21 protein-coding genes are annotated in these 22,610 nt (G+C 66.4%); 8 read left to right on the top strand and 13 right to left on the bottom strand.

Translation table 11 applies throughout. The features are described from left to right. Positions 1–189 precede the first annotated feature (189 nt). Complete coding sequence (locus tag B047_RS0107485; RefSeq protein WP_018466341.1) at positions 190–378, top strand: hypothetical protein; 189 nt, start codon at positions 190–192, stop codon at positions 376–378. Here B047_RS0107485 and B047_RS0107480 read toward each other — a convergent pair. The 5 genes from B047_RS0107480 to gatC form a co-directional block, all read right to left on the bottom strand. Beyond that, entirely contained in the window at positions 371–1,006 is a 636-nt protein-coding gene (locus B047_RS0107480; protein ID WP_018466340.1) for a glycosyltransferase family 2 protein, read from the bottom strand. The two genes, B047_RS0107485 and B047_RS0107480, sit on opposite strands and share 8 nt — an antisense overlap. Positions 1,007–1,009: 3 nt before the next feature. Next, the gene (locus tag B047_RS0107475; RefSeq protein WP_018466339.1) at positions 1,010–2,029 is read right to left on the bottom strand and encodes a M50 family metallopeptidase; all 1,020 of its coding nucleotides are present in this window, start codon (positions 2,027–2,029) and stop codon (positions 1,010–1,012) included. Positions 2,030–2,032: 3 nt separating this feature from the next. Next, positions 2,033–3,166 (bottom strand): 1-deoxy-D-xylulose-5-phosphate reductoisomerase, encoded by a 1,134-nt coding sequence (gene dxr / locus B047_RS0107470; RefSeq protein WP_018466338.1) that lies wholly within the window; start codon positions 3,164–3,166, stop codon positions 2,033–2,035. A 122-nt stretch (positions 3,167–3,288) separates the two neighbouring features. After that, positions 3,289–4,560: a serine--tRNA ligase gene (gene serS / locus B047_RS0107465; protein ID WP_018466337.1), complete on the bottom strand. Its 1,272-nt coding sequence runs from the start codon at positions 4,558–4,560 to the stop codon at positions 3,289–3,291. A gap of 34 nt (positions 4,561–4,594) precedes the next feature. Beyond that, positions 4,595–4,882 (bottom strand): Asp-tRNA(Asn)/Glu-tRNA(Gln) amidotransferase subunit GatC, encoded by a 288-nt coding sequence (gene gatC, locus B047_RS0107460; protein ID WP_026234693.1) that lies wholly within the window; start codon positions 4,880–4,882, stop codon positions 4,595–4,597. A 100-nt stretch (positions 4,883–4,982) separates the two neighbouring features. Between gatC and B047_RS0107455 the strand changes: the two genes are divergently transcribed. Together B047_RS0107455 and mnmC2 are read left to right on the top strand one after the other, a co-directional pair. After that, on the top strand, positions 4,983–6,410 hold the full coding sequence (locus B047_RS0107455; protein WP_018466335.1) for a pyridoxal phosphate-dependent decarboxylase family protein: 1,428 nt from the start codon (positions 4,983–4,985) through the stop codon (positions 6,408–6,410). Beyond that, entirely contained in the window at positions 6,397–7,092 is a 696-nt protein-coding gene (gene mnmC2 / locus B047_RS0107450) for a tRNA (5-methylaminomethyl-2-thiouridine)(34)-methyltransferase MnmC2 (RefSeq protein WP_018466334.1), read from the top strand. The genes B047_RS0107455 and mnmC2 overlap by 14 nt, the downstream gene beginning before the upstream one ends. On the opposite strand, the gene B047_RS0107445 is transcribed toward mnmC2, so the two are convergent. Both B047_RS0107445 and B047_RS0107440 read right to left on the bottom strand, forming a co-directional pair. Further along, complete coding sequence (locus B047_RS0107445) at positions 7,007–8,215, bottom strand: polysaccharide deacetylase family protein (protein ID WP_018466333.1); 1,209 nt, start codon at positions 8,213–8,215, stop codon at positions 7,007–7,009. The two genes, mnmC2 and B047_RS0107445, sit on opposite strands and share 86 nt — an antisense overlap. Beyond that, the gene (locus B047_RS0107440) at positions 8,191–9,360 is read right to left on the bottom strand and encodes an MFS transporter (RefSeq protein ID WP_018466332.1); all 1,170 of its coding nucleotides are present in this window, start codon (positions 9,358–9,360) and stop codon (positions 8,191–8,193) included. The genes B047_RS0107445 and B047_RS0107440 overlap by 25 nt, the downstream gene beginning before the upstream one ends. A gap of 85 nt (positions 9,361–9,445) precedes the next feature. Between B047_RS0107440 and B047_RS0107435 the strand changes: the two genes are divergently transcribed. After that, complete coding sequence (locus tag B047_RS0107435) at positions 9,446–10,132, top strand: glycosyltransferase family 2 protein (protein WP_018466331.1); 687 nt, start codon at positions 9,446–9,448, stop codon at positions 10,130–10,132. Here the strand turns inward: B047_RS0107435 and B047_RS0107430 are convergent. The 3 genes from B047_RS0107430 to B047_RS0107420 form a co-directional block, all read right to left on the bottom strand. Then, entirely contained in the window at positions 10,080–11,279 is a 1,200-nt protein-coding gene (locus B047_RS0107430; protein WP_018466330.1) for a glycosyltransferase family 4 protein, read from the bottom strand. The two genes, B047_RS0107435 and B047_RS0107430, sit on opposite strands and share 53 nt — an antisense overlap. Positions 11,280–11,320: 41 nt before the next feature. Beyond that, positions 11,321–12,403, bottom strand: a complete 1,083-nt coding sequence (locus tag B047_RS0107425) for a glycosyltransferase family 4 protein (RefSeq protein ID WP_018466329.1) — start codon at positions 12,401–12,403, stop codon at positions 11,321–11,323. A 98-nt stretch (positions 12,404–12,501) separates the two neighbouring features. Then, positions 12,502–13,533 (bottom strand): glycosyltransferase family 4 protein, encoded by a 1,032-nt coding sequence (locus B047_RS0107420; protein WP_040779582.1) that lies wholly within the window; start codon positions 13,531–13,533, stop codon positions 12,502–12,504. Positions 13,534–13,765: 232 nt separating this feature from the next. Here B047_RS0107420 and B047_RS0107415 point away from each other — a divergent pair, with 232 nt between their 5' ends. Next, positions 13,766–14,608: a DegV family protein gene (locus B047_RS0107415; protein WP_018466327.1), complete on the top strand. Its 843-nt coding sequence runs from the start codon at positions 13,766–13,768 to the stop codon at positions 14,606–14,608. 74 nt (positions 14,609–14,682) lie between these two features. After that, complete coding sequence (gene mfd / locus B047_RS0107410; protein WP_018466326.1) at positions 14,683–17,628, top strand: transcription-repair coupling factor; 2,946 nt, start codon at positions 14,683–14,685, stop codon at positions 17,626–17,628. A 42-nt stretch (positions 17,629–17,670) separates the two neighbouring features. Here mfd and hemW read toward each other — a convergent pair whose 3' ends face one another. The 3 genes from hemW to B047_RS0107395 all read right to left on the bottom strand — a co-directional run bounded on the left by hemW (position 17,671) and on the right by B047_RS0107395 (position 21,480). Further along, entirely contained in the window at positions 17,671–18,807 is a 1,137-nt protein-coding gene (gene hemW, locus B047_RS0107405) for a radical SAM family heme chaperone HemW (RefSeq protein ID WP_018466325.1), read from the bottom strand. A 50-nt stretch (positions 18,808–18,857) separates the two neighbouring features. Continuing rightward, positions 18,858–19,778 (bottom strand): alpha/beta hydrolase family protein, encoded by a 921-nt coding sequence (locus B047_RS0107400; RefSeq protein WP_018466324.1) that lies wholly within the window; start codon positions 19,776–19,778, stop codon positions 18,858–18,860. Positions 19,779–20,145: 367 nt separating this feature from the next. Continuing rightward, on the bottom strand, positions 20,146–21,480 hold the full coding sequence (locus tag B047_RS0107395; protein ID WP_018466323.1) for a M20/M25/M40 family metallo-hydrolase: 1,335 nt from the start codon (positions 21,478–21,480) through the stop codon (positions 20,146–20,148). 20 nt (positions 21,481–21,500) lie between these two features. On the opposite strand from B047_RS0107395, the gene mglB reads away from it, so the two are divergent. Further along, the gene (gene mglB, locus B047_RS0107390) at positions 21,501–21,992 is read left to right on the top strand and encodes a GTPase-activating protein MglB (protein ID WP_018466322.1); all 492 of its coding nucleotides are present in this window, start codon (positions 21,501–21,503) and stop codon (positions 21,990–21,992) included. A gap of 25 nt (positions 21,993–22,017) precedes the next feature. Beyond that, positions 22,018–22,608, top strand: coding sequence for a GTPase MglA (gene mglA / locus B047_RS0107385; RefSeq protein WP_018466321.1), 591 nt, complete (start codon positions 22,018–22,020; stop codon positions 22,606–22,608). Positions 22,609–22,610: the final 2 nt, after the last annotated feature.

The following is a 22,610-nucleotide window of genomic DNA, read 5'->3' as shown; positions in this document are numbered from 1 at the left end:
TCCCTGCTTTCTCATACCGGATTCAAAAAGATACTCTTCAAAACCAAAACCCAGAGGCTATCTTTTTGAATCCCAGAGCACTCCCTTCGGTCGGGTTAGTTCGTCACCGAATGGTGACGAACTAACCGAATCTGGTATCACCGCCACCCAGCCGGACCTGGCACCCACGTACACGGCACGGGCATCGAGGTGCGTGAAGCCCGCAGGGCTTTGGAGCACATCCGTGAGGCCCTGAGCCGGGGGACTGATCCGGCGCCTGCCATCGCCAAGGCCCGCAGGGCCGCCGCCAGCCTGCACCTCAACGAGCCGTACCGCTTCAGCTACGTGCTGGGTCAGCTCGAGCGGGCCCTCGCCGAGGGAGTCGAAAAGGCTAGCTAGCCCTGCGGCGGCGCCAGGAGCGCAGAATTTCGCGGTACATCTGGAAGCGGTGGGCCACCCCGGCCCAGAAGCCGCGCTTTTCCTCTTTCATCACCTGGGCCATCCCCACCAGCGGCACGTACTTCACCCGCCAGCGGTGCTTGGCGGCGTGTTGGGTGAGCACCATCTCGATGCCGTAACGGGCCTCCTCGAGACCCCGCACTTCCCGCAACAACTCGGTGCGTAAGGCCCGCTGGCCCGAGAGGTAGGGGGTGATCTTCTGGGCCAGGTCGGTCCGCAGGCGACCACCCCTGAAGATGCCGATGCTCATGTCGGCTTGACCATCGCGCACGGGGGAGAGGAGGGCCTCGAGGTGTTGGGGGGTCAGGCCGGTGAGGTCGGCGTCGAGCAGCATCACCAGCGGGGTTTCGACGTGCTGGAGGCCATAGGCCACCGCTCCGCCCTTGCCGCGGTTGTGGGGCAGCCGCACCACCTTTGCCCCGGCGGCCTCGGCTACCTGAGCGGTAGCGTCGGTGGAGCCATCATCGGCGACCAGGACGGGGAAGCCCGCCTCGAGCGCCACCCTGATCACCGAGGCGACGTGCTCTTCCTCGTTATAAGCGGGGATCAGCACCGTGGTCGCGGCCATGGCCTAGCCTCCACCCAGGTTGCGCAGGTCGTTGATGGTCACCAGCACCAGCAACAGCAGCATGAAGATGAAGCCACCGTAGCTCAGCTGGGCTTCGCGCTCGGCGCTGATGCGGCCCCTGGTCAGCACGTTGGCCAGGAGGATCAGGATACGCCCGCCGTCGAGGCCGGGGATGGGCAGCAGGTTGAAGATCGCCAGCGAGAGGTTGATCTGAACCATCAGGATGACCAGGGTGTAGACACCCTGCTGCGCGGCCTGCCCGGTGGCCGAGACGATGCCCACCGGGCCGGCGATCCCCGTGTTGGTCTGACCCGCCACGAGGCCCACCAGGCCACTGATGATGGCGCGAAAAGCCGCGGGGGCTGCGGTCACGGTATCGGTGATGGCGCGGAAGAAGGCCCGGAGAAAGGGCAGCCGGTTGTACTGGATGAGGGGGCCGTAGCGGATGCCCAGGGTTTGCTGGCCCCCGGCCCAATCGAAGCGGACCTCGAGCGTCTTCCCTTCCCGCTGCACTGTAAAGCGCTTCTCGCCGGCGCTGTCGCGGAAACGGGTCACATCCTGCCAGCTCTTCAGCGGCTGCCCGTTGACGGCCACGATGATGTCACCGGCTTTCAGCCCGACCTTCTCGGCCTGGCTGCCCTCGATGACCGCGGCGATCTGGGCCTGGCCGGGCACTGCCTCGGGTAAGCCGCGCACGCTGGCCACGGTCGCCAGCAGCAACCAGGCCAGCAGCAGGTTCATCAACACGCCGCCCACCAGGATCGCGAACTTACCCAAGGCACGGAGCCTCGAGTAGCCGTGGGTATCGCCAGGCTGCATCCCCTCGATCTCGGCATAGCCGCCCAACGGGATGGCGTTGAGCCGCCAGGTGGTGCTTCGCCAGTCGAACTTGAGCAATGTGGGGCCGAAGCCCAGCGCGAAGTTCTTTACGCCGACCCCCTGGACCCTGGCCGCCCAGTAGTGCCCGAGCTCGTGGACCAAGATGCTGACGCCGATGATGAGCAAAAACCACAACAGTGCCATCGTCTAAACCTTCAACTTCAGGAATTCCTTGCTTCTGCTACGGGCCTCCAAGTCGGCGAGCTCGAGGCTCTCCCAGCTCAAAGCGCCCTCGGGGACTTTTTCCAGGGCGGCCTCGAGCACCCTGGGAATGTCCGGATACGTGATCTGGCCCTTGAGGAAGGCCTCCACCGCGACCTCGTCGGCGGCATTGAGCACCACCGGAGCCAGTCCGCCCCTGCGCCCGGCTTCGTAGGCAATGGCCAGCGCGGGGAAGCGCTCGGTGTCGGGTGGGTAGAACTCCAAGCGATCGGGAATGGGAAAGTCGCGCAGGGGAGTGGGGGGGCGCTCGGGGTAGGCCAGGGCGTATTGGATGGGCAGGCGCATGTCGGTGGGGCCGAGCTGAGCCTTGAGGTTACCGTCCTGGAAGCGCACCAGCGAGTGCACGTAGGACTGCGGGTGGATGAGCACCTTAATCTTCTCCAGCGCAAGCCGGAAGAGCTGGAGGGCCTCGAGCACCTCCAAGCCCTTGTTGAACAGCGTCGAGGAATCGATGCTCACCTTGGGCCCCATCTTCCAGCGGGGGTGCTGGAGGGCCATCTGGGGGGTGACGTGGCGCAAGTCGGCGGGCTCGCGCAGAAAGGGCCCGCCCGAGGCGGTGAGGATGAGCTCGGCCACGCCGGTCATGGGTTCGCCCACCAGGCTCTGGAAGAGGGCGGAGTGCTCGGAGTCCACGGGCAGGATTTCCGCCCCGCTTCTCTGGGCCTCAGCCCACAGCAGCGGTCCCGCTGCCACCATGCTCTCCTTGTTGGCCAGCGCCACGCGTCGCCCGGCCTGCACCGCCGCCCGCACACCCGACAGGCCCGCCAGGCCGGGGATGGCAGCCACCACCACGTCGGCAGGCTGAACCGCGACCTCCTCGACGCAAGCGACCCTGAGCTTAGGGAAGTGTTGGCGCAAATCGGCGTGCAGTGCTTCGTCGGCGGCGACGACCTCTGGCTGGAACTCCTCGATCTGGGCGAGGAGGGCCTCGAGCTTACGCCCTGCCGCGAGCCCCACCACCCGGTAGCCCCGCCAACGGCACACCTCCAGGGTCTGGGTGCCGATGGAGCCGGTGGAGCCCAGCACGACCACACGCTTGGGAGAAGAAGCTTCGGGCATCGGCCCAAAGTCTACCCTAAAGCCGGGCTGGCTGACCGTCTGAGAGGTTGCAGTTGGCCGCCTATAGCAGCCCCGCGTGCGGCGTAAATGGGGGAAGCGCGGGGGGTTGGTTATCTTCAGCCTCAGCGGGTGGGCTCGAGCCGCTCCTTGCCGAAGTAAGGGCGCAGGGCCTCGGGCACAGTGACGGTGCCGTCCTCGTTCTGGTGGTTCTCCAGCAGCATCACCAGGATGCGGGGGGTGGCGAGGGCGGTGTTGTTGAGGGTGTAGGCATAGCGCACCTTGCCGTCCTCGCCGCGGTAGCGCAGGCCTGCGCGGCGGGCCTGCCAATCGAGGAGGGCCGAGCAGGAGTGGGTCTCGCGGTAGCGGTTTTCGCTGGGGACCCAGGTCTCGAGGTCGACCTGGCGGTACTTGCCCAGTCCCATGTCGCCGGTGCTCACCTCGATCACGCGGTAGGGGAGTTCCAGGGCTTGCAGGATGCGCTCGGAGTTGGCGAGCATCAGCTCGAACCAGCGCCCCGACTCCTCGAGGTCGGCGCGGCAGAGCACGTACTGCTCGACCTTGTTGAACTGATGGACCCGCATGAGCCCGCGCACGTCCTTGCCTGCCGAACCAGCCTCGCTGCGGAAACAGCTCGAGACGCCCGCGTAGGCCTTAGGGATTTCGGCTTCGGGGAGGATTTCCCCGGCGTGGAGGTAGTTGAGCAGCACCTCGGAGGTCCCGGCTAGGTACATGTCCTCGCCTTCGATCTTGTAGACCTGGTCGCGGGCGGTGGGGAACTGGCCGTGCCCGTAGAACACCTCCTCGCGGGCATAGGCAGGCACGCTGATGGGGGTGAAGCCGCTGGCGACGATCTGGTCGAGGGCAAAGCGCAGCAGGGCCTGCTCGTAGAGCATCAGGTCGCCCTTGAGCGCATAAGAGCGCGAGCCGGAGATCTTTGCGATGCGCTCGAGCTCTCCCCAGCCGTTGCGGTTGATCAGCTCGACGTGATCTAGGGGTTCGAAGAGGAAGGTGCGGGGCTTGCCGTGGACGCGGGTTTCGACGTTGAAGGAGTCGTCGGGGCCCACCGGGGCCCCCTCCCAGGGGATGGTGGGGGTGAGGTAGAGCAGGCTCTTGAGCCGGGCCTCGAGCTCACGCAGGCGGGGCTCGAGGTCGGTGAGCTGCTGGGCGATCTGCTTGCCCTTCTCGATCAGCGCGGCGCGTTCGGCGGGGGTGGCCTTGGCGGCGGCCCTGGCGTTGGCGTTGCGCTCGGCTTGTAGGGATTCAGTCCGGCGCTTCAGTTCGGCAATTTCGCGGTCGAGGGTCAGCAGCTCGTCGAGGTCGAGCGTGCTGCCCTTCTGCTCGATGGCTTTGCGCACGAGGTCGGGGTTTTCGCGGATGAACTTGATATCAAGCATGAGAACGTCCTACGTCACACGTCGTATGCCGTAACTACTCGATCATTCTCGGCACGACGAAGAAACCGTCCTTGGCCTCGATGGCTACGGAGAGCGCTTCTTCTTGGGATAGAACCGCACCGGGCTCGTCCTCGCGAAGCACATTGCTCAGCTCCACGGGGCGGGCCAGCTCGCTCAGGCCCTCGGTGTCGAGTTCGCCCAGCTTCTCGAAGAAGTCGAAGATGTTCTTGAGGTCGCCCGCCATGTGGGCTTCCTCCTCGGGGGAGAGCTCGAGGCGGGCGAGGTGCTCGAGGTGGCGGATCAGCTCGGGCGTGATCTCCATGCCTTGCATTGTCTTGGCTCGAGGGACGAGGGTCAAGGGACGGGGGAAGTCGAGGGTCAGGGTGTATAGGGTTTCACCCAGCAAGCGTTAGCATATCCCCATGTCGCCCGAGGAATTCAAACGCATCGGCTATCGGCTCATCGACTGGATCGCTGAGTACCGCGAACGGGCCCTGGAATTGCCGGTGATGCCCCAGGTTGAGCCGGGCTTTTTGCGCTCGCGGCTTCCCGACGCCCCACCCCGGGAGGCGGTGGGATTGGAGGGCATCACCCAGGAGCTGGAAAAGCTCGTTCCCGGCCTCATGGGCTGGCAGAGCCCCAACTTCTTCGGCTACTTCCCCTCCAACGCGCCGTTGCACTCGATCCTGGCCGACATGGTGGCGACGGGATTTGGGCAGATCGGGCTTTCCTGGCAGGCCGCTCCGGCCCTCACCGAACTCGAGGAGGTCATGAACGATTGGCTGCGGCAGATGCTGGGCTTGCCCCCTGAGTTCGAAGGCGTGATCCAGGACACGGCCTCGACGGGAACGTTGGTGGCGATGCTCACGGCGCGGGAGCGCTCCACCGCGCACTCGCAGGCCAGAGGTGGGCTTCAGGCCGAGGAAAAGCCGCTGGTGGCTTACGTTTCCGACCAGGCCCACTCCTCGGTGCCCAAGGCGGTGCTCTTGGCCGGCTTCGGGCGCGACAACCTGCGGCTCATCGAGACCGACGACGAGCACGCCATGCGGGTGGATCTGCTCGAGGCGGCCATCGAGCGCGACCTCGCCGAAGGTCGCAGGCCCTGTGTCGTCGTGGCGGCGGTAGGCACCACCACCAGCACCGCCATCGACCCGGTGCGCCCCATCGCCCTTCTGGCCCGCAAATACGGGCTGTGGCTGCACGTGGACGCGGCGATGGCGGGCTCGGCCATGATCCTGCCGGAGTGCCGCTGGATGTGGGAGGGCATCGAGCACGCCGACTCCATCGTGCTCAACCCCCACAAGTGGCTGGGCGCGGCTTTCGATTGCTCGCTGTACTACGTGCGTGACCCCGAGCACCTCGTGCGGGTGATGTCTACCAATCCCTCCTACCTGCAGACCGCCGCCGACGGGAGCGCTAAGAACTACCGCGACTGGGGCATCCCGCTGGGGCGGCGCTTTAGGGCGCTCAAGCTGTGGTTCGCTTTGCTGGCGGAGGGGGTCGAGGGCTTGCAGGCGCGGTTGCGGCGCGACCTCGAGAACGCCCGCTGGCTCGAGGCCCAGGTGCGCCAGGCCCCCGGCTGGAAGCTGCTGGCTCCCGTGCCTTTGCAAACCGTCTGCCTCCGCTACGAGCCCGAGGGCCTCAGCCCGGAAGAACTCGACCGGCACACCCTGGACTGGGTGAACCGGGTCAACCGTTCTGGCAAAGCCTACCTGACGCCCGCCATCCTCAAGGGCCGCTGGATGGTGCGCGTCTCCATCGGGGCGGAACTCACCGAACGCCGCCACGTCGAGGCGCTGTGGGCCCTGATGCGCCAGGAGGCCGAGAAGGTGCGGCTTGAACGCTCCTGAACCCAGGCCCTTCGAGCGCCTGGAAACCGCCGACGGATCGTCCACGCTGCTGCACCCGCTGTTCAAGGAAGCCTATAGCTCGGTGCACGGGGCGCTGACCCAGGCCCGCAGGCTCTACCTCGAGCTCACCCGCACCCACCTCCACCCCAAGCCCAGGGTGCTCGAGATCGGCTTTGGCCTCGGGGTCAACCTCCGGGTCACGCTGGAGAGCGCCCTGAGCCGGGGGGTGCGGCTGGAGTACCTCGGCTACGAGTTCGCCCCGGTCGAGCGGGCGCTGCTGGAGTCGGTAGAGGTGCCCCTCGGCGAGGTGGCGCGGGGAGTTTGGGCGCAGGTGCTGGAGCGTTGGCCCGGCGCGAGCAGATCCCTCGAGCCCCTGCGGCTGTTGGGCGAGTGGGGCAGCTTGGAAATCCGCTTCGAGGACGTGACGAAGGCCCAATTCCCGCGAGCTTGGGCCACGGCGATCTACCTCGATCCCTTCAGCCCCGCGGTCAACCCCGAGCCCTGGAGCCTCGAGGTCATGCGCAAACTTCACCGAACCGCCCGGCCAGGGGCCTGGTTGGCAACCTACTCGGTTGCGGGCTCCGTTCGCCGCAATCTCACGCAGGCGGGCTTTGAGGTTGAGCGGGTGCCGGGGGTGGGGAAGAAGGCGTGGTTGCGGGCTTCGCGCTCCCGTAGCGGCTGAGCAGGGTCTCGCGGGTCATGTAGACGATCTGGGCGGGGTCGCTGAAGAGGTGCTTGGGTAGCTCGCCGCGGTAGAGCCAAGAGAACCAGGCGGTGGTGACCTTGGACAAAAGCTCGTCGCGGCGGGGCAGGGGGTGCATCTCGAAGCCCAGCGCCTTAGCCCCCTCGCCCAGGTAGCTCATGCCGTAGATGAAGCGCACGTCGGGATGGGCCTCGAGCACCCGGGCGGCCTCCTTGAGCGTCTCGCGGAAGGCCCGCAGCGCCTGCATGGGGCTCATGGCAGCCAACCGCGCCGACTCAAAGTGGATCCACATGCAGGGCGTCCCTTGCGGGTAGCCCGGCAGTTCAGGGCCGTGGTACTGCTGCTTTTGCAGCCGCAGGACGTTGTTGTAGCGGTAGCCGGCCTTGTACACCTCGGCCTTGGCGTCGAAGCGCTCCTCGCTGCCCTGCAGGGCCCGCTCGAGCCCCTGCCGCGGGCCTAGGGGCCGCAGCTCCATCTCGTCCATCCGCACGGGTTGGTAGCCGTACTCCTTGAGCCGGGGCAGCAGGAGCTCGAGCAACTTGAGGGTGCGCTCGGGGCCGTCGTGCAGCAGGATCACCGAGCCGCCCTTGACGTAGAACAGCAGCCGCTCGACCAGGGCGGCGGGGTCTTGCTCGAGCCAGTCGCGCGACTCGAGGTCCCACAGCGCCACCTGCTTGCCCTGCAGCCGGGCGAAGAGGCGGGTGAAGGGGGAGTGGATGCCCCAGGGCGGGCGGTAGAGCTGCCCAGGGCTGCGGGCGATGTGGGCCCACTCGGTCCAGGGAGCCATCAGCAGCGCGGGCCGGTGCCAGTAGCCGTGGGCCTCGAGCTGGTGCCCCGCAGCCCGGATGGCCTCGACGAGCTCGGGGTGTTGTTCGGCTTTTTGGCCGGTGAGGAACATCGTGGCCTTGACGCCGTGGCGCTCGAGCAGCGCCAGCAACTCGGGCGTGCGCTCGCTGGGGCCGTCGTCGAAGGTGAGGGCGATTTTGGGCTCGGAGCGCTTGCCCCAGGCCAATGCCCCCACCCCCATCCAGCGGCCGAGCACCTCGGCCAAGGCGTAAGCCAGCAGGATGAGTCCGATCAGCGTTTCCAGAAAGGCCTCCATAGCACGATCAGGTAGAAGACGCTCAGCACCAGGAGGATCGCGCCCCCGACCCGGGCGGTGACCGAGACGGTGCTGAATGTGGCGGTGATGAACCCGCCGGCGGAGGGTCCTAAGGCGAAGCCCAGCCCTTCCACCATCAGGAGGGTACCCCAGGCCGCCGCACGGTTGGCCTCGGGCAGGATGCGGATCACCAGCGCGTTCCAGCTCGGCACGAAGCAGGCGAAGCCCGCGCCCGCGACCACGGCCAGCAGGAGCATCTCGCCGAAGCCGGGCTTGGAGGCGAGCCAGAACATCGAAGCACCCAGGGTTGCCAGGCCCAGGATCAGCAGCCAGCGGGGGGAGACTCGGTCGGCGATACGGCCGGTGAAGGGCACCAGGGCAAAGACCAGGCTGCCTCCCAGCACCATCAGTACCACCACCTGCCAGGGTAGCAGGCCAATCTTTTGGGCGAAGGGCAGCACTTGGAAGCCGATCATGGCCGGGGCGAAGGTCTGGCCGAAGGCTGCGGGGATGAAGATGAGCAGCCGTCGCCAGGGGTAGTACTCCCGCTTGTGCAGCCGCATAGCGATGGGCAGGCCCAGCAGGCTGATCCCCAGCAGTACGGCCGCGATCTGGCCGCCCAGCAGCAGGGCGAAGGCCAGGTCGGGGTTGTGCTTGGTCACCAGGCCCACGCCCAGCAGGCCGATCCCGGCCCAGGGGGCGGTGAGCCCGTCGGTGAGGGTCAGGGCCCGACCCTCGCGGCCCTGAAAGGCCAGGCGGCTGCTCAGGGTCTTGAGCCCGGGCAGGATGCTCGCCAGGGAGATGCCCCACACCCCTGAGATCAGGAACAACAGCAGGGGGGACTTCACCGAGGAGGCGCCGTAGAGCGCCAGCATCCCCATCCCTGCGCCGAAGATGGTCACTACACCGATCCCGTAACGCTGAACCAAATACCCCCCGACCCCCTTGCCGAAGCTATCGGCCAGAAGGTGAATGGTGAAGGACAGGCCCACAATCGCCGCGTTCAGGCCGAGTTCTTTGGGCCCGTAGAGGATGAGGTAGCCCGCGTAGAAGCCGCTTCTAACGCCCTCGAGCAGCCCCCATGCGAGCATGAGCCGCAGCAGCGCGCCCAAACCGCGCTGCCGCCAGGGTAAGATCCGGAACACGGGTAAAGTATAAAGGGAGTTCGGAAAAGCCTGCCTAGGGGAAACAGCGAGCCGTTTCCCGCAGGCGATGTGACGGAGGCGTGATTTGCAGCGTTTTTCGGTGGTGATCCCGGCCCGCAATGAGGAAGCTTTCATCGGTGGGGCGCTCGAGGCCCTCGCCCGCCAGACCCTACCCCCTCACGAGGTCATCGTCGTGGATAACGGATCTACCGACGCCACCGCCGAGATCGCCCGACGGTACGGTGCGCGGGTGGTCACCTGCCCCACCCCGGGGGTCGCGGCGGCGCGGCAGGCGGGCCTCGAGGCCGCCACCGGCGAGTGGGTGGCCTCTACCGACGCCGACTCGCTGCCGCAGCCGCAGTGGCTCGAGGCCCTCGCCCGCTACACTGACGGGGCGGTGGCGCTGTACGGCCCCATGGCCTTCTACGGCTTGCGCCCGTGGGAGGAGTGGGCCTCGGAGTGGGCCTACCGGCTGTTCTTGCGGCTGATGGCCGCTTTGGGCAAGCCCAACCTGGGCGGGGCCAACATGGCCTTCCGGCGGGAGGTGGCGCTCGAAGTGGGCGGCTACCCCCCGGTGCACGCGCGCGAGGATGTGCTGTTGGGGCTGGCCTTACAGGAGCGGGGGCGGGTGCGCTATGTGCCCGAGGCCATGGTGCGCACCTCACCCCGCCGACTCGAGAAGGGGCTGTTGCCCTTCCTGGCGCAACAGCTACGCAACCTCAGCGGGAGGACGGAAGGCTACTTCGCGGAAGACGGGGAAAGGGAAAGATGAGCTTTTTGGGCTCGATCTGCTGGATCTCGCGGGCTTCGTCGTAGAGCCCCACGATAGACTCGGCGATGCGGCGGGCGCTGCGGGCTTGGGCGAATTTGCGGGCCCCTTGGCTCAGGCGCTGGCGCAGGGATTCATCGGCAAGGAGCTCGAGCGTGCGCTGTGCCATGCAGTGGGCATCCCTGGGCGGCACCAGGTAGCCGCTGCGGCCCTCGTCCACCCCCTGTAAGGTGCCCTCGGCCCCCACCACCACTACCGGTACGCCCATGGCTTGGGCTTCCCACAGCACCAAGCCCTGGGTCTCGGTCTCGCTGGCGAACAAGAACACCTCGGCGTGACGGTAGTACCCACCAATCGCCCGGTAGGGCACCGCCCCTACGAAGGTAACGTGCTCGAGCACCCCCAGCTTGGCTGCCCAAGCCTTCAAATTAGCCTCTTCCGGCCCTTCGCCCACGTGGACCAGGTGGGCGTCGGCGTGAGGCCGGATTCGCGCTAAGGCCTCGAGCACCACCTCGAAGCTCTTCTCCTTGCCCAGCCTTCCCACCGTGATCAGGCGGCGCTTGCCCGGGGGCCAGGGGGAGGGTACTTCGGGAGCCTGCTCGAGGATGTCGGTGTCCACCCCGGTTGGGATTACCGAGATGGGGCGCTCGACCCCGTAGGACTCGACAAGGGCCTTGACTGGCTCGGTGGGCGCGATGACCACCTCGCAGCGGTTGTAGAAAGCGCGGGAGAGGCTCTGGATGAGCCCGGTATAGCGGTCGAGCATGGCCAGACCGGGAACGTAGTGAGCGTACTTCTCGTAGTGGGTGTGAAAGGTCGAGATATGGGGGATTTCCCGCCTGCGGGCCAGCCTGCTGCCCCAAAGCCCCAAAAACAGCGGGGTGTGGGTGTGGATGATCTCGAACTTGGTGGGCAGGTAGCGGTTGGAGGGCATGGCCAGGCGCTGTCCCTCGAAGAAGGGGTAGGCCACGCTGGGGATGCGCACCACCGCCTCTTCACCGGTGGGGTCGTTGGGGCCTTCGGGGGCCATCACCCAAGCATCGTGCCCCATCCGTCGCAGCTCGCGCAGCAGCAGGTAGATGCTCGTCGAGACGCCGTTGGGATTGGGTAGATAGACGTCGGTGAACAGGCCGATTCGGTATAAGCGCATTATCGGAGTTTATAGCACAACAGCAGCGATCAGGACAGGCGCTAATTTTGAATTAGCCGGGCTAGCACTTGTGCCAGCGCGTCGGTGCTGTGCTCGAGGGTATGATTGTTGAGGATCCGGGTTCTAGCTGCAGCCCCAAGCCGTGCCGTGAGGGCGGAACTGTGGGCTAGTTTCCTTAGTACCTCGGCCAAAGCTTCGGGATGCGCAGGGACCAATAGACCGTCGTGCTCGTGGGTGATGAGCTCGGCCTGAGATGGGATAGGTGTAGTAACGACTGGTAGGGCACTAGCCATGGCCTCGAGCGTTACCAACGACTGATTCTCAGCAAGGGTTGGTTGCAGCACTGCGTCGGCGGCTTGGTAAAGTTGGGGCATGTCCCAGCGTTTCCCCAAGAAGCGCACATTGTTCAGTCGCCAGTAGCGTGCGAGCCACTTGACCGTCATGCCGATGCTAGAGTCATCGTCTCCGACGAAGACAAATTCGAGCTCCGGTGCCAGGCGGGCAGTTCGGATTGAGGCAAGGGCGTTTTTCTCCAGTGCCATTCGCCCAGGAACCAGTACGGTGAAATGGCGGAAACCGTAGCCCTGTCGTAGTGCTTCGCGCTGCTGAGGATTAGGCTTAAACCGCTCAGCATCGACGCCGTTGCATACCGACAGTACCTTGGATAGGCCTAAGTACTGCTCCATGAAGCGCGCACCCCACCTTGACACTGTGATCAGTGCATCCGATCTCATCAGGGCCCGTGACTTGGTGAGCCTGTAGACTAGGCGGTACAGACCGCGCACTCCAGCCGGGTAGTGATACTCAAGCTGGTCGTGGATAAGGGCTGCTTTGGGGCTGGGTAGGCGGGTAAGGAGAAAGTTATAGGTCGCTGGACTCCATGCTTGGATGACCCGTAGGTGAGCATTGGTAGTCTGTAAAGCAGCTTCAGCAAGGTTAGGGAAGCGGTGCACCGGAACCCCGGAGTACTCGAGATGCTGAGCGTACTCATTTAAGATCTTCGTGTTAGGCAGGAGGACCCGAGGGGAAAAGCCTTGCTGGCGCAGTCGAGGGAGGTGGGTCAGGAGCCAGATCTCGCTACCCGCTATGCGGGGGGCGTCAGTAACGAAGGTCACTTCGATCATGCATCATTCTCTCAAGGGCAGAACTCGGAGGTTTGAAGGTTGCTCAAGAAGGGCGTGCAAGGACAGTAAAGGGTAGGTGTATAGCTTATAAATACCCATTAGTAATTATGCAGTACTTCTGCTAGGCGCTGGGCAGTGGCCTCGAGCGTGTGCTGCTGCAGTACCCTGGCCCGCGCGACCTCGGCTAAGCGGCGAGCTTTAGCGCAATCGGCGGCCAGTTCCCGTACGGCGCGGGCGATGGGGCCGGGTCGCGCAGGTACCAACAGCCCGTTGACCCCATCTTCGATCAGCTCGGCCTGAGCGGGAATGGGGCTGGAGATCACCGGCAGTCCACTGGCCATGGCCTCCAGCGTCACCAACGAGAGGTTTTCCCCCAGGGTGGGCTGGAGCATGGCGTCGGCGGCGCGGTAAAGCTCGGGCATGTCCATTCGCCGGCCCAGGAAGCGGACGTTACGTAGCCCCAGGAGCCGGGCGACCTTCTGCCAGTAGCCCATCAACTCGCCCGCGCCCACGAAGAGGTAGTCCGCCTCGGGTGTTTGGCGGGCAGCCAGCAGGACGGAGCCGTGGTTCTTCTCCGGGCTCATGCGGTGCGGTACCAGCACGCTGAAGCGCTCGAGCCCCAGCTTCTGCCGCAGGACCTCGCGCTCGCCCGGCAGGGGGGGGCGGAACTTCTCGGTGTCCACGCCGTTGGGCACGCCATAGACCTCCGGTCGCACCCCGTGGACCTCCTTCAGCCAGCGGGCAGCCCAGTGCGAGACGGTAATCACCGCCTTGGAGCGCTGTAGGTTGGGCACCTGCAGCAGCCGATAGCCCAGCCGGTAGAGCCGGTATAGCCCTAGGGGATACCAGACCTCGATCTGATCGTGAACCAGCATGATGGGGGGCTGGGGGAGAAGGCGGTGAAAACGCAGCGCGTTCTGCGGATACCAGGTGGAGACGAGATACAGGTCGTACTGCTTGGGGATTTCAGCGGGATCGGTGTAAGCGTGTACCGTAATGCCCCGCTCGGCCAACGCTTCGCGGATGGGGCGGTTGCCCTCGAGCTTCGGCAGGGCCACTTCGGGCTCCAGCCCCAGCGCGCGCAGCCGGGGGAGCATCTCACGCAAGTACACCTCGCTGCCGCCGATCATGGGGGCATCGCTGAGAAAGAGTACCCGAGTCACGGGAGCCAGTGTATATCAGCGCAGAAGTGGCGTAGCCCTAAGCTGCATCCTACACACCTGCCCCTATTGTCACCCCTGCCAGCCAGGTTGTTTGTGAAAACTGCGCGCCCTCGAGTACATGGATGTAGTAAACTCTGGCCGAAACTTTTTGAGCGAGTCCAGTCTGCGCTCTAAGTTTCAGTTCTGCTGGAGGTTTTCCATGGAGCTGGGGATCATCACCGATTCGGCAAGCGACCTTTCTCCGGCGGCTGCCGGAGAGCTGGGAGTGGGCCTGGTTCCGCTGTACGTACAGGTAGGCTCTGCGCGCTACAAGGACTGGCGTGAGCTCGACCCGGACAGCCTTTACGCTCAGATTCGTCAGGGGGCTCACCCCAGCACCGAACCCCCCACGGTCGGGGACTTCATCGAGGTCTACGAGCGCTACCTGCGCCACTACGACCGCCTGCTGTCCATCCACCTCTCGGGAGAGATCTCGCTCACCGTAGAGCGGGCCCGTGAGGCGGCAGGCAAGGTCGCGCCGGGCCGCATTCGGATCTTCGACAGCCGCACCGTTTCGGGGGGGTTGTCGGCGTTGGTCTACCGGGCCGCCGAGTGCGTGGCGATGGGCTGGGAGGAGGAAGCCATCGTCGCCGAGCTGCGCCGTATTCAGCGGGAGGACGCCATCCTCTTCAGCGTGGCCAGCCTCGAGCACCTCGTGCGTGGGGGACGCCTACCCAGGATTGGCCAGGCCATCGGCGACCTGCTGGGGCTGCGGCCCATCCTCACCGTGCAGGAGGGCAAGATCAAGATGGTGCGGGCGGTGCGTGAGGCTGCGGTGGCGCAGAACCTGGTCAAGCAGGCGCTCGAGCCCCTCAAGGGCCGGCGAGTGCGGGTCACCATCGCCCACGCCGACGCTCCCGGCGAGGTGCTCGAGGAGATCAAGGAACTCACCAACAAAGCGGGGGTGCTGCTCGACAAGGGGCGCGTCATCCGCATGGGCTCCATCGTCACCGCTCACACCGGGCTAGGTACCTTGGGTGTTCACGCCTACCCGGTGGCCTGAGCGCCCGAGCAATGGGCTGTAAGCCGGCTTTCCCTGTCCTGCTGGGCTTGCGGTAGACTGGGCGGGTTGCCGCCATGCCGCAGACCATCAGCCTGCCCTACAACCATTACCTGCCGGGGCTGCCCCAAGTAGCCCGCGCCCTGCTCTTCGCCCAGGCTCCCTCGCCCGCTGTGCTGCTGGCTCCGCCCGAGCGGGTGCCGCTGTACGCCCTGGGGCCCTTCGGCCGCACCGTCTACCTCAACCCCGGCCTCGAGGCCCACGGGGAAAAAGCCCTATTCGTCTTCAGCTACGACGAGGCCATGGAGGCCTTCCCCCAAGATCCCTCGGTCTGGCGGCTGGTGCTGGAAGTAGGGCAGCGCTACCTGCGCTCCGAACTCCTCGACCGGCTCTACCGCATGGGCTACCTGCGCGAGGAGGATTTCAAGGTGCAGGGCGACGTGCTGGAGCTCGAGAACCTCCGGTTGGAGTTCTTCGGCGATGAGCTCGAGGCCTTGCGCGTGGGGGGCGAGCCTCAGACCCGCTGGGTGCTCGCAGCCAAGCCCGGCAAGGCCGAGACCTGGAGTGCTCGCAAGATCGAGCACTTCCCCGGCCCCGTCTTCCTCGACACCCCCGCGCTGGCCCCCGCCGAGCTGTGGAAGCTCCTCGAGGGCCGCGACCGCATCGCCTTCGGGCTGGGTGGCCCCGAGCTGGACGTGATGCCCATGGACTGGCCCAGCCTGCCGCCCTACCGCGCGCGGGTGAGCCAGTTGCAGGCCGACCTCCAGGGCTGGCTGGATAGCGGCTACGCGGTGGTGTTCTTCTACCGCCACCCCAAGAGCCGCGACTACCTCAGGCGCAAGCTCGAGGGCTTTCCCCTGCGCTTTGCGGCAGGGTTCGAGGCTCACCCCGGCTTCCTCACCTTCGTCCCTGGCCCCTACGAGGGGGCTTTCCTCGACCCCGAGCGCCGCACGGTCTACCTCACCGAGCCCCACCTCTACGCCTTCGGCGCGGGTGGGGTCCGTATCAAGAAGGTGGTGGGCGCAGACGTGCAGGACGTGGGGGCGCTCGAGCCGGGCGACTACCTGATCCACCCCGAGCACGGCATCGGGCAGTTCTTAGGCTTGGAGCCCCGCGAGGTGCTGGGGGCCAAGCGCGACTACCTGATCCTGCAGTACGCCGGGGAGGGCAAGCTCTACCTGCCGGTCGAACAACTGCCCCTCCTCAAGCGCCACCCCGGCACCACCGACGACCCGCCGCGGCTGTCCAGCCTGGGCAGGGGTGAGTGGAAGCGGGCGCGGGAGCGGGCCCAGAAGGACGCCGAGGAGCTGGCCGCTCGCCTCGTCGTGCTCCACGCCAAGCGGGCCGCCACGCCGGGCCGGGCCTTCGCCCCCAACCCCGAGCTCGACCCCTTGGTCGAGCAGAACTTTCCCCATACCCTCACCCCCGACCAGGAGAAGGCTCTGGAGGAAACCCTGCGCGACCTCGAGCGCCCCCACCCCATGGACCGCTTGATCTCCGGCGATGTGGGCTTCGGCAAGACCGAGGTGGCGTTGCGGGCGGCTTGGCGGGTGGTGACCCACGGCGCCCAGGTGGCGATGCTGGTGCCCACCACCTTGCTGGCCGAGCAGCATTACCAGACCTTCAAGAGCCGCCTGGCCGGGTTGCCGGTGCGGGTGGCAGCGCTGTCGCGCTTCACCTCCGATGGTGAAGCCAGCGCCATCAGGAGGGGCCTAGCCGAGGGGAAGATCGACGTCGTGGTGGGCACCCACGCCCTGCTCTCGCCCGACTTGCGCTTCAAGGACCTGGGCCTCCTGATCGTCGATGAAGAGCACCGCTTCGGGGTGGCTCAGAAGGAGCGCATCCGCGAGCTACGCGAGGCGGTGGATACCCTCTACCTCTCGGCTACGCCCATTCCCCGCACGCTCTACAGCGCCCTGGTGGGCCTGCGTGACATGTCGAGCATCCAGACCCCGCCGCCGGGCCGCAAGCCCATCCAGACCTACCTGGCCCCCTACGACCCCGGCCTGGTGCGCGAGGCGCTCATGAACGAGCTCGAGCGCGAGGGCAAGGTCTTCTACGTCCACGACCGGGTCGCCACCATCGAGGCGCGGCGACGCTACCTCGAGGCCCTGGTGCCCGAGGCCCGCATCGGGGTGGTGCACGGCCAGATGCCCGAGGGCCAGATCGAGGAGGTGATGCTGGCCTTCGCCGAGGGCGCCTTCGACGTGCTCTTGGCCACTACCATCATCGAAAGCGGCCTGGACATCCCCGAGGCCAACACCATCGTCATCGAGCGGGCCGACCGGCTGGGCCTGGCCGCGCTCTACCAGCTAAGGGGCCGGGTAGGACGGCGCGACAAGGAGGCCTACGCCTACCTCTTCCACCCCCCGCGCCTTAGCGAGGCCGCCGAGCGCCGCCTCTCGGCCATCGCCGACCTCTCCGACCTGGGCTCGGGCCACCTGCTGGCCGAGAAAGACATGGAGATTCGCGGGGTAGGCAACCTCCTGGGCCCCGAGCAACACGGGCACATCCGCGCCGTCTCCATCGAGGTCTACACCGAGCTCCTGGCCGAGGCCATCGCCAAGCTCAAGGGCGAGGTCAAGGAGCCCGAGCGCCACGTCACCCTCGACCTGCAGGTCTCCGCCCGCCTGACCCCTGAGTTCATCCCTAGCGCTGAAGCTCGCAGCCGCTACTATGGCCGCCTGGCCGAGAGCAAGAGCCTGGCCGCGGTAGCCCGCATCGGCAAGGAGCTGCGCGAGCGCTACGGCGAGCCGCCCGCCGAAGTCGAGAACTTTTTGGCCCTCACCCGGTTGCGCCTGTTGGCCGAGGGCAAGCGCGTGGCCTCCATCACCGAAGACCTCAGCTATCTGATGGTCGTCTTCGACCACTGGCCCCTCGACTACGACGCCAAGGCCCTGCGCGAGCTCACCCCGCGTCCCGAGCTCATCCAGCACCCGCCGGGCTTCCGCATTCCTAAGAAGGGGCTCAAGCCCGAGGAGTACGCGCGGGTCGTGAGTGAGCTGCTTTATCTGGTGGACTAGCCACGAAGCTCACCCGCACCACCCTGGCCCCGACGGGCGCTTTCACCTGCCGGAGGGCGTGTCCAAGTAGGGCTCGAGTCCCTCCCACAGCTCGAGAATCACCGCGTGCAACGTGGGGAGGCCTGCTCGGGTTGCCCCGATCCTGTACCCTTCGCGCCACAGCTTGCCCTGGGTCTCGAGCCGCTCCACCGCATGCTCCAGCCAGCTCCAGAGCTCCGATCCCGTGCGCTGCTCGAGCGCTTCCACGTCCACCCCCTCGCGCAGCCGCAGCCCCAGCATCAGCGACTCGCGGGCGTGCTCGAGGGGGCTTACCGCTTCCACCTGGGGTGGCTCTCCTGCCAGCCAGCGCGGCAGCGGCGGGTTGGTAGCCCTGACCGAGTAGACCCCGTGGTCCTCAAGCCCTTTGGGGTAGTGCCCTGTCGCCGCCGGCCCCAGCGCGCCCCAAAAGCCATTCCGCCAGTAGACCCGGTTGTGCTCGCTCTCTTGGCCCGGCGTGGCAAAGTTTGAGATCTCGTAGCGGCTTAGCCCGGCCCGAGCCAAAATCTCTTCGGCAGCCTCGAAAGCGGCGGCCTCGAGCTCCTCATCTAGCCTTATCCCACGGAGCTCAAAGGGGGTGCCGGGCTCGATCTGCAAGGTATACGCCGAGACGTGCCCCACCTCCAGCGCGGCGGCTTCGCGCAGGTCGGCCTCGAAATCCTGGCCGGGCAGGCCCAAGATCAGGTCGATGGAGGTGCGGAAGCCCGCTTCCAGGCTCATTTCCACGGCCCGGAGCGCCCCCTTCCGCCCGTGCGCCCGCCCCAGGCTCTCCAGCACGCTGTCCTGGAAGCTCTGCACGCCAATGGAAAGCCGGTTGACCCCCAGGTGTTTGAGGAGGGCTAGGCGCTCAGGACTCAGGGTTCCGGGGTTGGCCTCCATCGTCATCTCCGCGCCGGCCTCAAGCCGCCAGGGGAGCGCGGCGAAGAGGCGCTCGAGCTCGTGGCCGCGCAGGAAACTCGGCGTCCCGCCCCCGAAGTAAAGCGTCTTTAGTGGGCCGGGGAAGCGTGCGTGCAGCGCGGCGGCTTCCTCGGCGAGGCGCTCGAGGTAGGCCTCCACGACCCCGCCGTAGCGCCGCAGCACGTGAAAATCGCAGTAGGGGCAGAGGGTGGGGCAGAAAGGGACGTGGACGTAGAGGCTTCGCATACGGAGACCGGTCAGGCCAGTCGATGATGACACACTGCCGCTGCCATCGGCTATCGACGATCGGCACCTTTCAGCGTCCGGGCGAAAAAGTCCTGCACTTTGGCGATAAAGATTGCGTCGGCACGGCTTCCGCTGGGGAAGATGTGGCGGGCGTCGCGGTAGCTGAAGCACTCGGCGCTCTTGCCCAGGGCCTTTAGCTTCTGGCACAGCTCCACGCTCCAGGCGTAGGGCACCTGCTCGTCGGCGGTGCCGTGGTGCACGCTGAAGGCGGCGCGGGCGTTTTGCAGGTGGTAGATGGGGGAGATGGCCTTGATGCGCTCGTCGGGGGCATTGAGCTCGGTCAGGCCTCGAGTGCGGCCCGAGTAGACGTAGTAGATCTGGCTGGCGTTCTTGCGCTCGTCGCCCGACATCGAGCCGTAGAGCACCACAGCCCGGACCCGCGGGTCTACGACCGCGACGCGCAGCGCGATGCCCCCGCCCATGCTGTGGCCCCACAGCCCCATCCGGCTCCCGTCGGCCTTGGCGAGCGGCCCCTCGCCGCTCTGCCTGCGCACGATGGCGGCCAGGTTGAGCACGTCGATGGCGTAGTTGACGCGGAAGACCCCCTCCGGGCTGCCCTGCGAAGGGGGATGACCCCGGTAGTTGGGGTGGATGACCACGTAGCCCATGCGGGCGATGGCGTCGGCGTAGCGGGTGGTGTAGGCCAGGGTGCGGTAGGTGGCGGGGTTGACGTAGCCGTGCAGCACCAGCACCACCGGGTAGGGGCCCTTGCCGCTGGGCACGTTCATGAAGCCGTACTGGATCAGGCCCTCCGAGGGCCAGCGCACCAAGTAACGAGTGAAGTCCCGGTTTTGCGCCAGGGTGCGTTCAAGGGTCAGCTCGCCCTCGCCGTAGCTGCGGGCCCGCAACTCGGCGATGGTCTGCTGGGCCTGAACCGCTCCGAGCAGCAACAGCAAAGCCAGCCAGCGCATAGGCCAAAGGTAGGCTTCTGGTGCGGGGATGAGCCAGGGGGTAGGGCACAATGCGTGAGTTATACCGGATTCAAAAAGATAATCACCCAAACCAAAGACCTTCAGAGGCTATCTTTTTGAATCCTAGAGCACTCCCTTCGGTCGACCGCCCCGCCTTGGCGGGGCGGCGTTCCCATTCGGGAACGAACTGACCGAATCTGGTATTAAACGCCTAACGCTGAACGCCGATAGCTGAACGCAAAAGAATGCAAGACGCCCCTTCTTCACCCCCCTGAGCAAGGGGGCTGGGAGATACCCCCTCCCCGCCGGCGGGGAGGGGTCCACCACGAGCCTTCCGCTGATCGCTGACGGCTGAAAGCCCGCCGCCTCACAGCCCTGCGAACTTCTCCAGGGCCCGCTTGATGGCGGCCACCCCGCGCTCGAAGTCGGCGATGCGGATGTTCTCGTTGGGGCTGTGCACCCGGCTGCCGGGGTAGCCGATGCCGATGCTCACCACCGGGGCACCCAGGTGGTGGGTGAAGGGGTACATCGGCCCGCTTCCGCCCGAGCTGAGGTGCACGATGGGCTCGAGCCCGTAGGTCTCGCGCAATGCCTCCACCGCTTGCTGCACCCAGGGGGCCCCCAGGTCGCTGCGGGCGGGGTGCTCCCCGGCCTCCAGCGTGATCACCTCGACGTCGTCGAAACCGTGCCGGTCGAGGTGCCGGCGCAGCAGTTCGACCACCTCGGAGGGCTCCTGGTCGGGGACCAGGCGGAAGTCGAGCTTGGCGAAGGCCTCGGCGGGCAGCACCGTCTTGGAGCCGGGGCCGCCGTAGCCGGAGTGGAAGCCGTTGATGTTGACCACCGGAAGGGCCGCCAGGCGGCGGTGGAACTCGGTGCCCTTCGCCCCGCCCAGGAACCCCTTCACGCCGTACAGCTCGCTGAGGTGCCCCGACTCGTCGGGGATGGCCTCGAGGCTCCGTTCCTCGGCCTTGCTCAGTGGGCGCACCCGGTCGTAGAAGCCCTCGATGAGCACCCGGCCTTCGTTATCGCGCAGGCTGGCCAGGGCTGCCGAGAGGCGGTAGATGGGGTTCTGCACCACCGCGCCCAGTGAGGAGTGGAGATCGTAGGCGGCGGTACGCACCCGTAGCTCTACGGCGACGATGCCCTTGAGCCCGCAGTAGACCAAAGGCCGCCCCACGCTGTCCACGCTGCCGAACTCCCAGATCACCGCGTCGGCCTGCAGGCGCTGGCGGTTCTGCGCGACGTAGGCCTCGAGGTTGGGGCTACCCACCTCCTCCTCGCCCTCGACGAGGAACTTGACCCTAAAAGGCAGCTTCCCGTGCTCCTCGATGAGCCACTTCAGGGCCGCCAGGCGCGAGGTGAGCTCGCCCTTGTCGTCGCTGATGCCCCGTGCGTACCAGTGCCCGTCGCGCTCGGTCATGGCGAAGGGGTCGCTCTCCCACAGCTCGAGCGGGTCGGCGGGTTGCACGTCGTAGTGGTTGTAGAACAGCATGGTCGGGCCGCCCTCCCCACCCTCGGCATAGACCACCGGGGCGCCGGGCGTAGGGTGGATCTCGGCCCGCAGGCCCAGTTCCTCGAGCAATTCCTTCACGCGCTGGGCCGTCTCGGGCAGGGCGCGCTGCTCGGCCGAGACCGAGGGGAGGGCCACCAGGTCGCGCAAAGTCTCCTGGGCGTAACGGATAACCGTGTCGGGGAGTTTCATGGTGCTAAACTTACCTGGATATGATTGAGCCCGCAATAGCGCTCTACGGCTCGACCTTTCAGAGCGTGATGAAGACGCTCGAGGAGCTGCTGCGCGAGAGCGGCGCCCGCTACGTGATGCTCTTGGACCGCAAGGGCTTCGTGCTGGCGCACAAGGAGGCCCTCTGGGCCCCTCGCCCCCCCGCGCTCGATTCGCTGGCGACCCTCATCGCCGGCAACGCCGCCGCCACCCAGGCCCTCGCCAAGATGCTGGGCGAGCCGCGCTTCCAGGAGATCGTCCACCAGGGCGAGCAAAACGGTCTCTACGTCGAGGAGATCGGCGAGGTGGTCCTCCTCACCATCCTCTTCGACAACTCCGCGCCGCTGGGGCGGGTCAAGCTCACGGCCAAGAAGGCCGCTCAGACGCTCGAGCAACTCATCCGCGAAGCCATTGTCACACCCAATAAAATGGGCATCGACACCGAATACCGCGATGGTGCCAACGCACTGCTGGATGAGCTGTTTGGGAGTTAGGGTGCTATCGTGAGGACCGATTAACATGAGCACGATCAACTTTGCCGCCCGCGAGATCAACTTCAAAATCGTCTACTACGGCCCCGGCATGTCCGGCAAGACCACCAACCTCAAGTGGGTCTTCGGCCAGATCCCCGAAACCCGCCGCGGGGACATGGTCTCCCTGGCCACCGAGGACGAGCGCACCCTGTTCTTCGACTTCCTCCCCGTCGACCTCGGCGAGGTCAAGGGCTTCAAGACCCGCTTCCACCTCTACACGGTTCCGGGCCAGGTCTTCTACAACGCCAGCCGCAAGCTCATCCTGCGCGGCGTCGATGGCATCGTTTTCGTGGCCGATTCCGCCCCCAACCGCCTGCGGGCCAACGCCGAGTCCTTCCGCAACCTGCGCGAGAACCTCGCCGAGTACGGCCTGACCATGGACGAGGTGCCCATCGTGCTCCAGGCCAACAAGCGCGATCTCCCCGACGCGCTGCCGGTGGAGATGGTGCAGATGGTCATCGACCCCGACAAGAAGTACAGCATGTTCGAGGCGGTAGCCTCGGCGGGCGTGGGTGTCTTCGAAACCCTCAAGGCGGTGAGCCGCCTGGTGCTCTCGAGGGTCGCCACGGCGGGCTGAGC

Source organism: Calidithermus timidus DSM 17022, assembly GCF_000373205.1.
Lineage (GTDB): Bacteria > Deinococcota > Deinococci > Deinococcales > Thermaceae > Calidithermus > Calidithermus timidus.
The sequence above is the reverse complement of the archived record's forward strand: the minus strand, read 5'-3'. Positions and strand labels throughout refer to the sequence as shown.

What these genes read in the sequence shown, in the direction of transcription:
- B047_RS0107425 (WP_018466329.1), bottom strand. Translation starts at nt 12,403, where the DNA reads ATGATCGAAGTGACCTTCGTTACTGACGCCCCCCGCATAGCGGGTAGC.
- B047_RS0107455 (WP_018466335.1), top strand. Translation starts at nt 4,983, where the DNA reads ATGTCGCCCGAGGAATTCAAACGCATCGGCTATCGGCTCATCGACTGG.
- mglB (WP_018466322.1), top strand. Translation starts at nt 21,501, where the DNA reads ATGATTGAGCCCGCAATAGCGCTCTACGGCTCGACCTTTCAGAGCGTG.
- mfd (WP_018466326.1), top strand. Translation starts at nt 14,683, where the DNA reads ATGCCGCAGACCATCAGCCTGCCCTACAACCATTACCTGCCGGGGCTG.
- gatC (WP_026234693.1), bottom strand. Translation starts at nt 4,882, where the DNA reads ATGGAGATCACGCCCGAGCTGATCCGCCACCTCGAGCACCTCGCCCGC.
- B047_RS0107445 (WP_018466333.1), bottom strand. Translation starts at nt 8,215, where the DNA reads ATGGAGGCCTTTCTGGAAACGCTGATCGGACTCATCCTGCTGGCTTAC.
- B047_RS0107480 (WP_018466340.1), bottom strand. Translation starts at nt 1,006, where the DNA reads ATGGCCGCGACCACGGTGCTGATCCCCGCTTATAACGAGGAAGAGCAC.
- B047_RS0107400 (WP_018466324.1), bottom strand. Translation starts at nt 19,778, where the DNA reads ATGCGCTGGCTGGCTTTGCTGTTGCTGCTCGGAGCGGTTCAGGCCCAG.
- B047_RS0107475 (WP_018466339.1), bottom strand. Translation starts at nt 2,029, where the DNA reads ATGGCACTGTTGTGGTTTTTGCTCATCATCGGCGTCAGCATCTTGGTC.
- dxr (WP_018466338.1), bottom strand. Translation starts at nt 3,166, where the DNA reads ATGCCCGAAGCTTCTTCTCCCAAGCGTGTGGTCGTGCTGGGCTCCACC.
- B047_RS0107430 (WP_018466330.1), bottom strand. Translation starts at nt 11,279, where the DNA reads ATGCGCTTATACCGAATCGGCCTGTTCACCGACGTCTATCTACCCAAT.
- B047_RS0107415 (WP_018466327.1), top strand. Translation starts at nt 13,766, where the DNA reads ATGGAGCTGGGGATCATCACCGATTCGGCAAGCGACCTTTCTCCGGCG.
- mglA (WP_018466321.1), top strand. Translation starts at nt 22,018, where the DNA reads ATGAGCACGATCAACTTTGCCGCCCGCGAGATCAACTTCAAAATCGTC.
- B047_RS0107420 (WP_040779582.1), bottom strand. Translation starts at nt 13,533, where the DNA reads ATGATCGGCGGCAGCGAGGTGTACTTGCGTGAGATGCTCCCCCGGCTG.
- serS (WP_018466337.1), bottom strand. Translation starts at nt 4,560, where the DNA reads ATGCTTGATATCAAGTTCATCCGCGAAAACCCCGACCTCGTGCGCAAA.
- hemW (WP_018466325.1), bottom strand. Translation starts at nt 18,807, where the DNA reads ATGCGAAGCCTCTACGTCCACGTCCCTTTCTGCCCCACCCTCTGCCCC.
- B047_RS0107395 (WP_018466323.1), bottom strand. Translation starts at nt 21,480, where the DNA reads ATGAAACTCCCCGACACGGTTATCCGTTACGCCCAGGAGACTTTGCGC.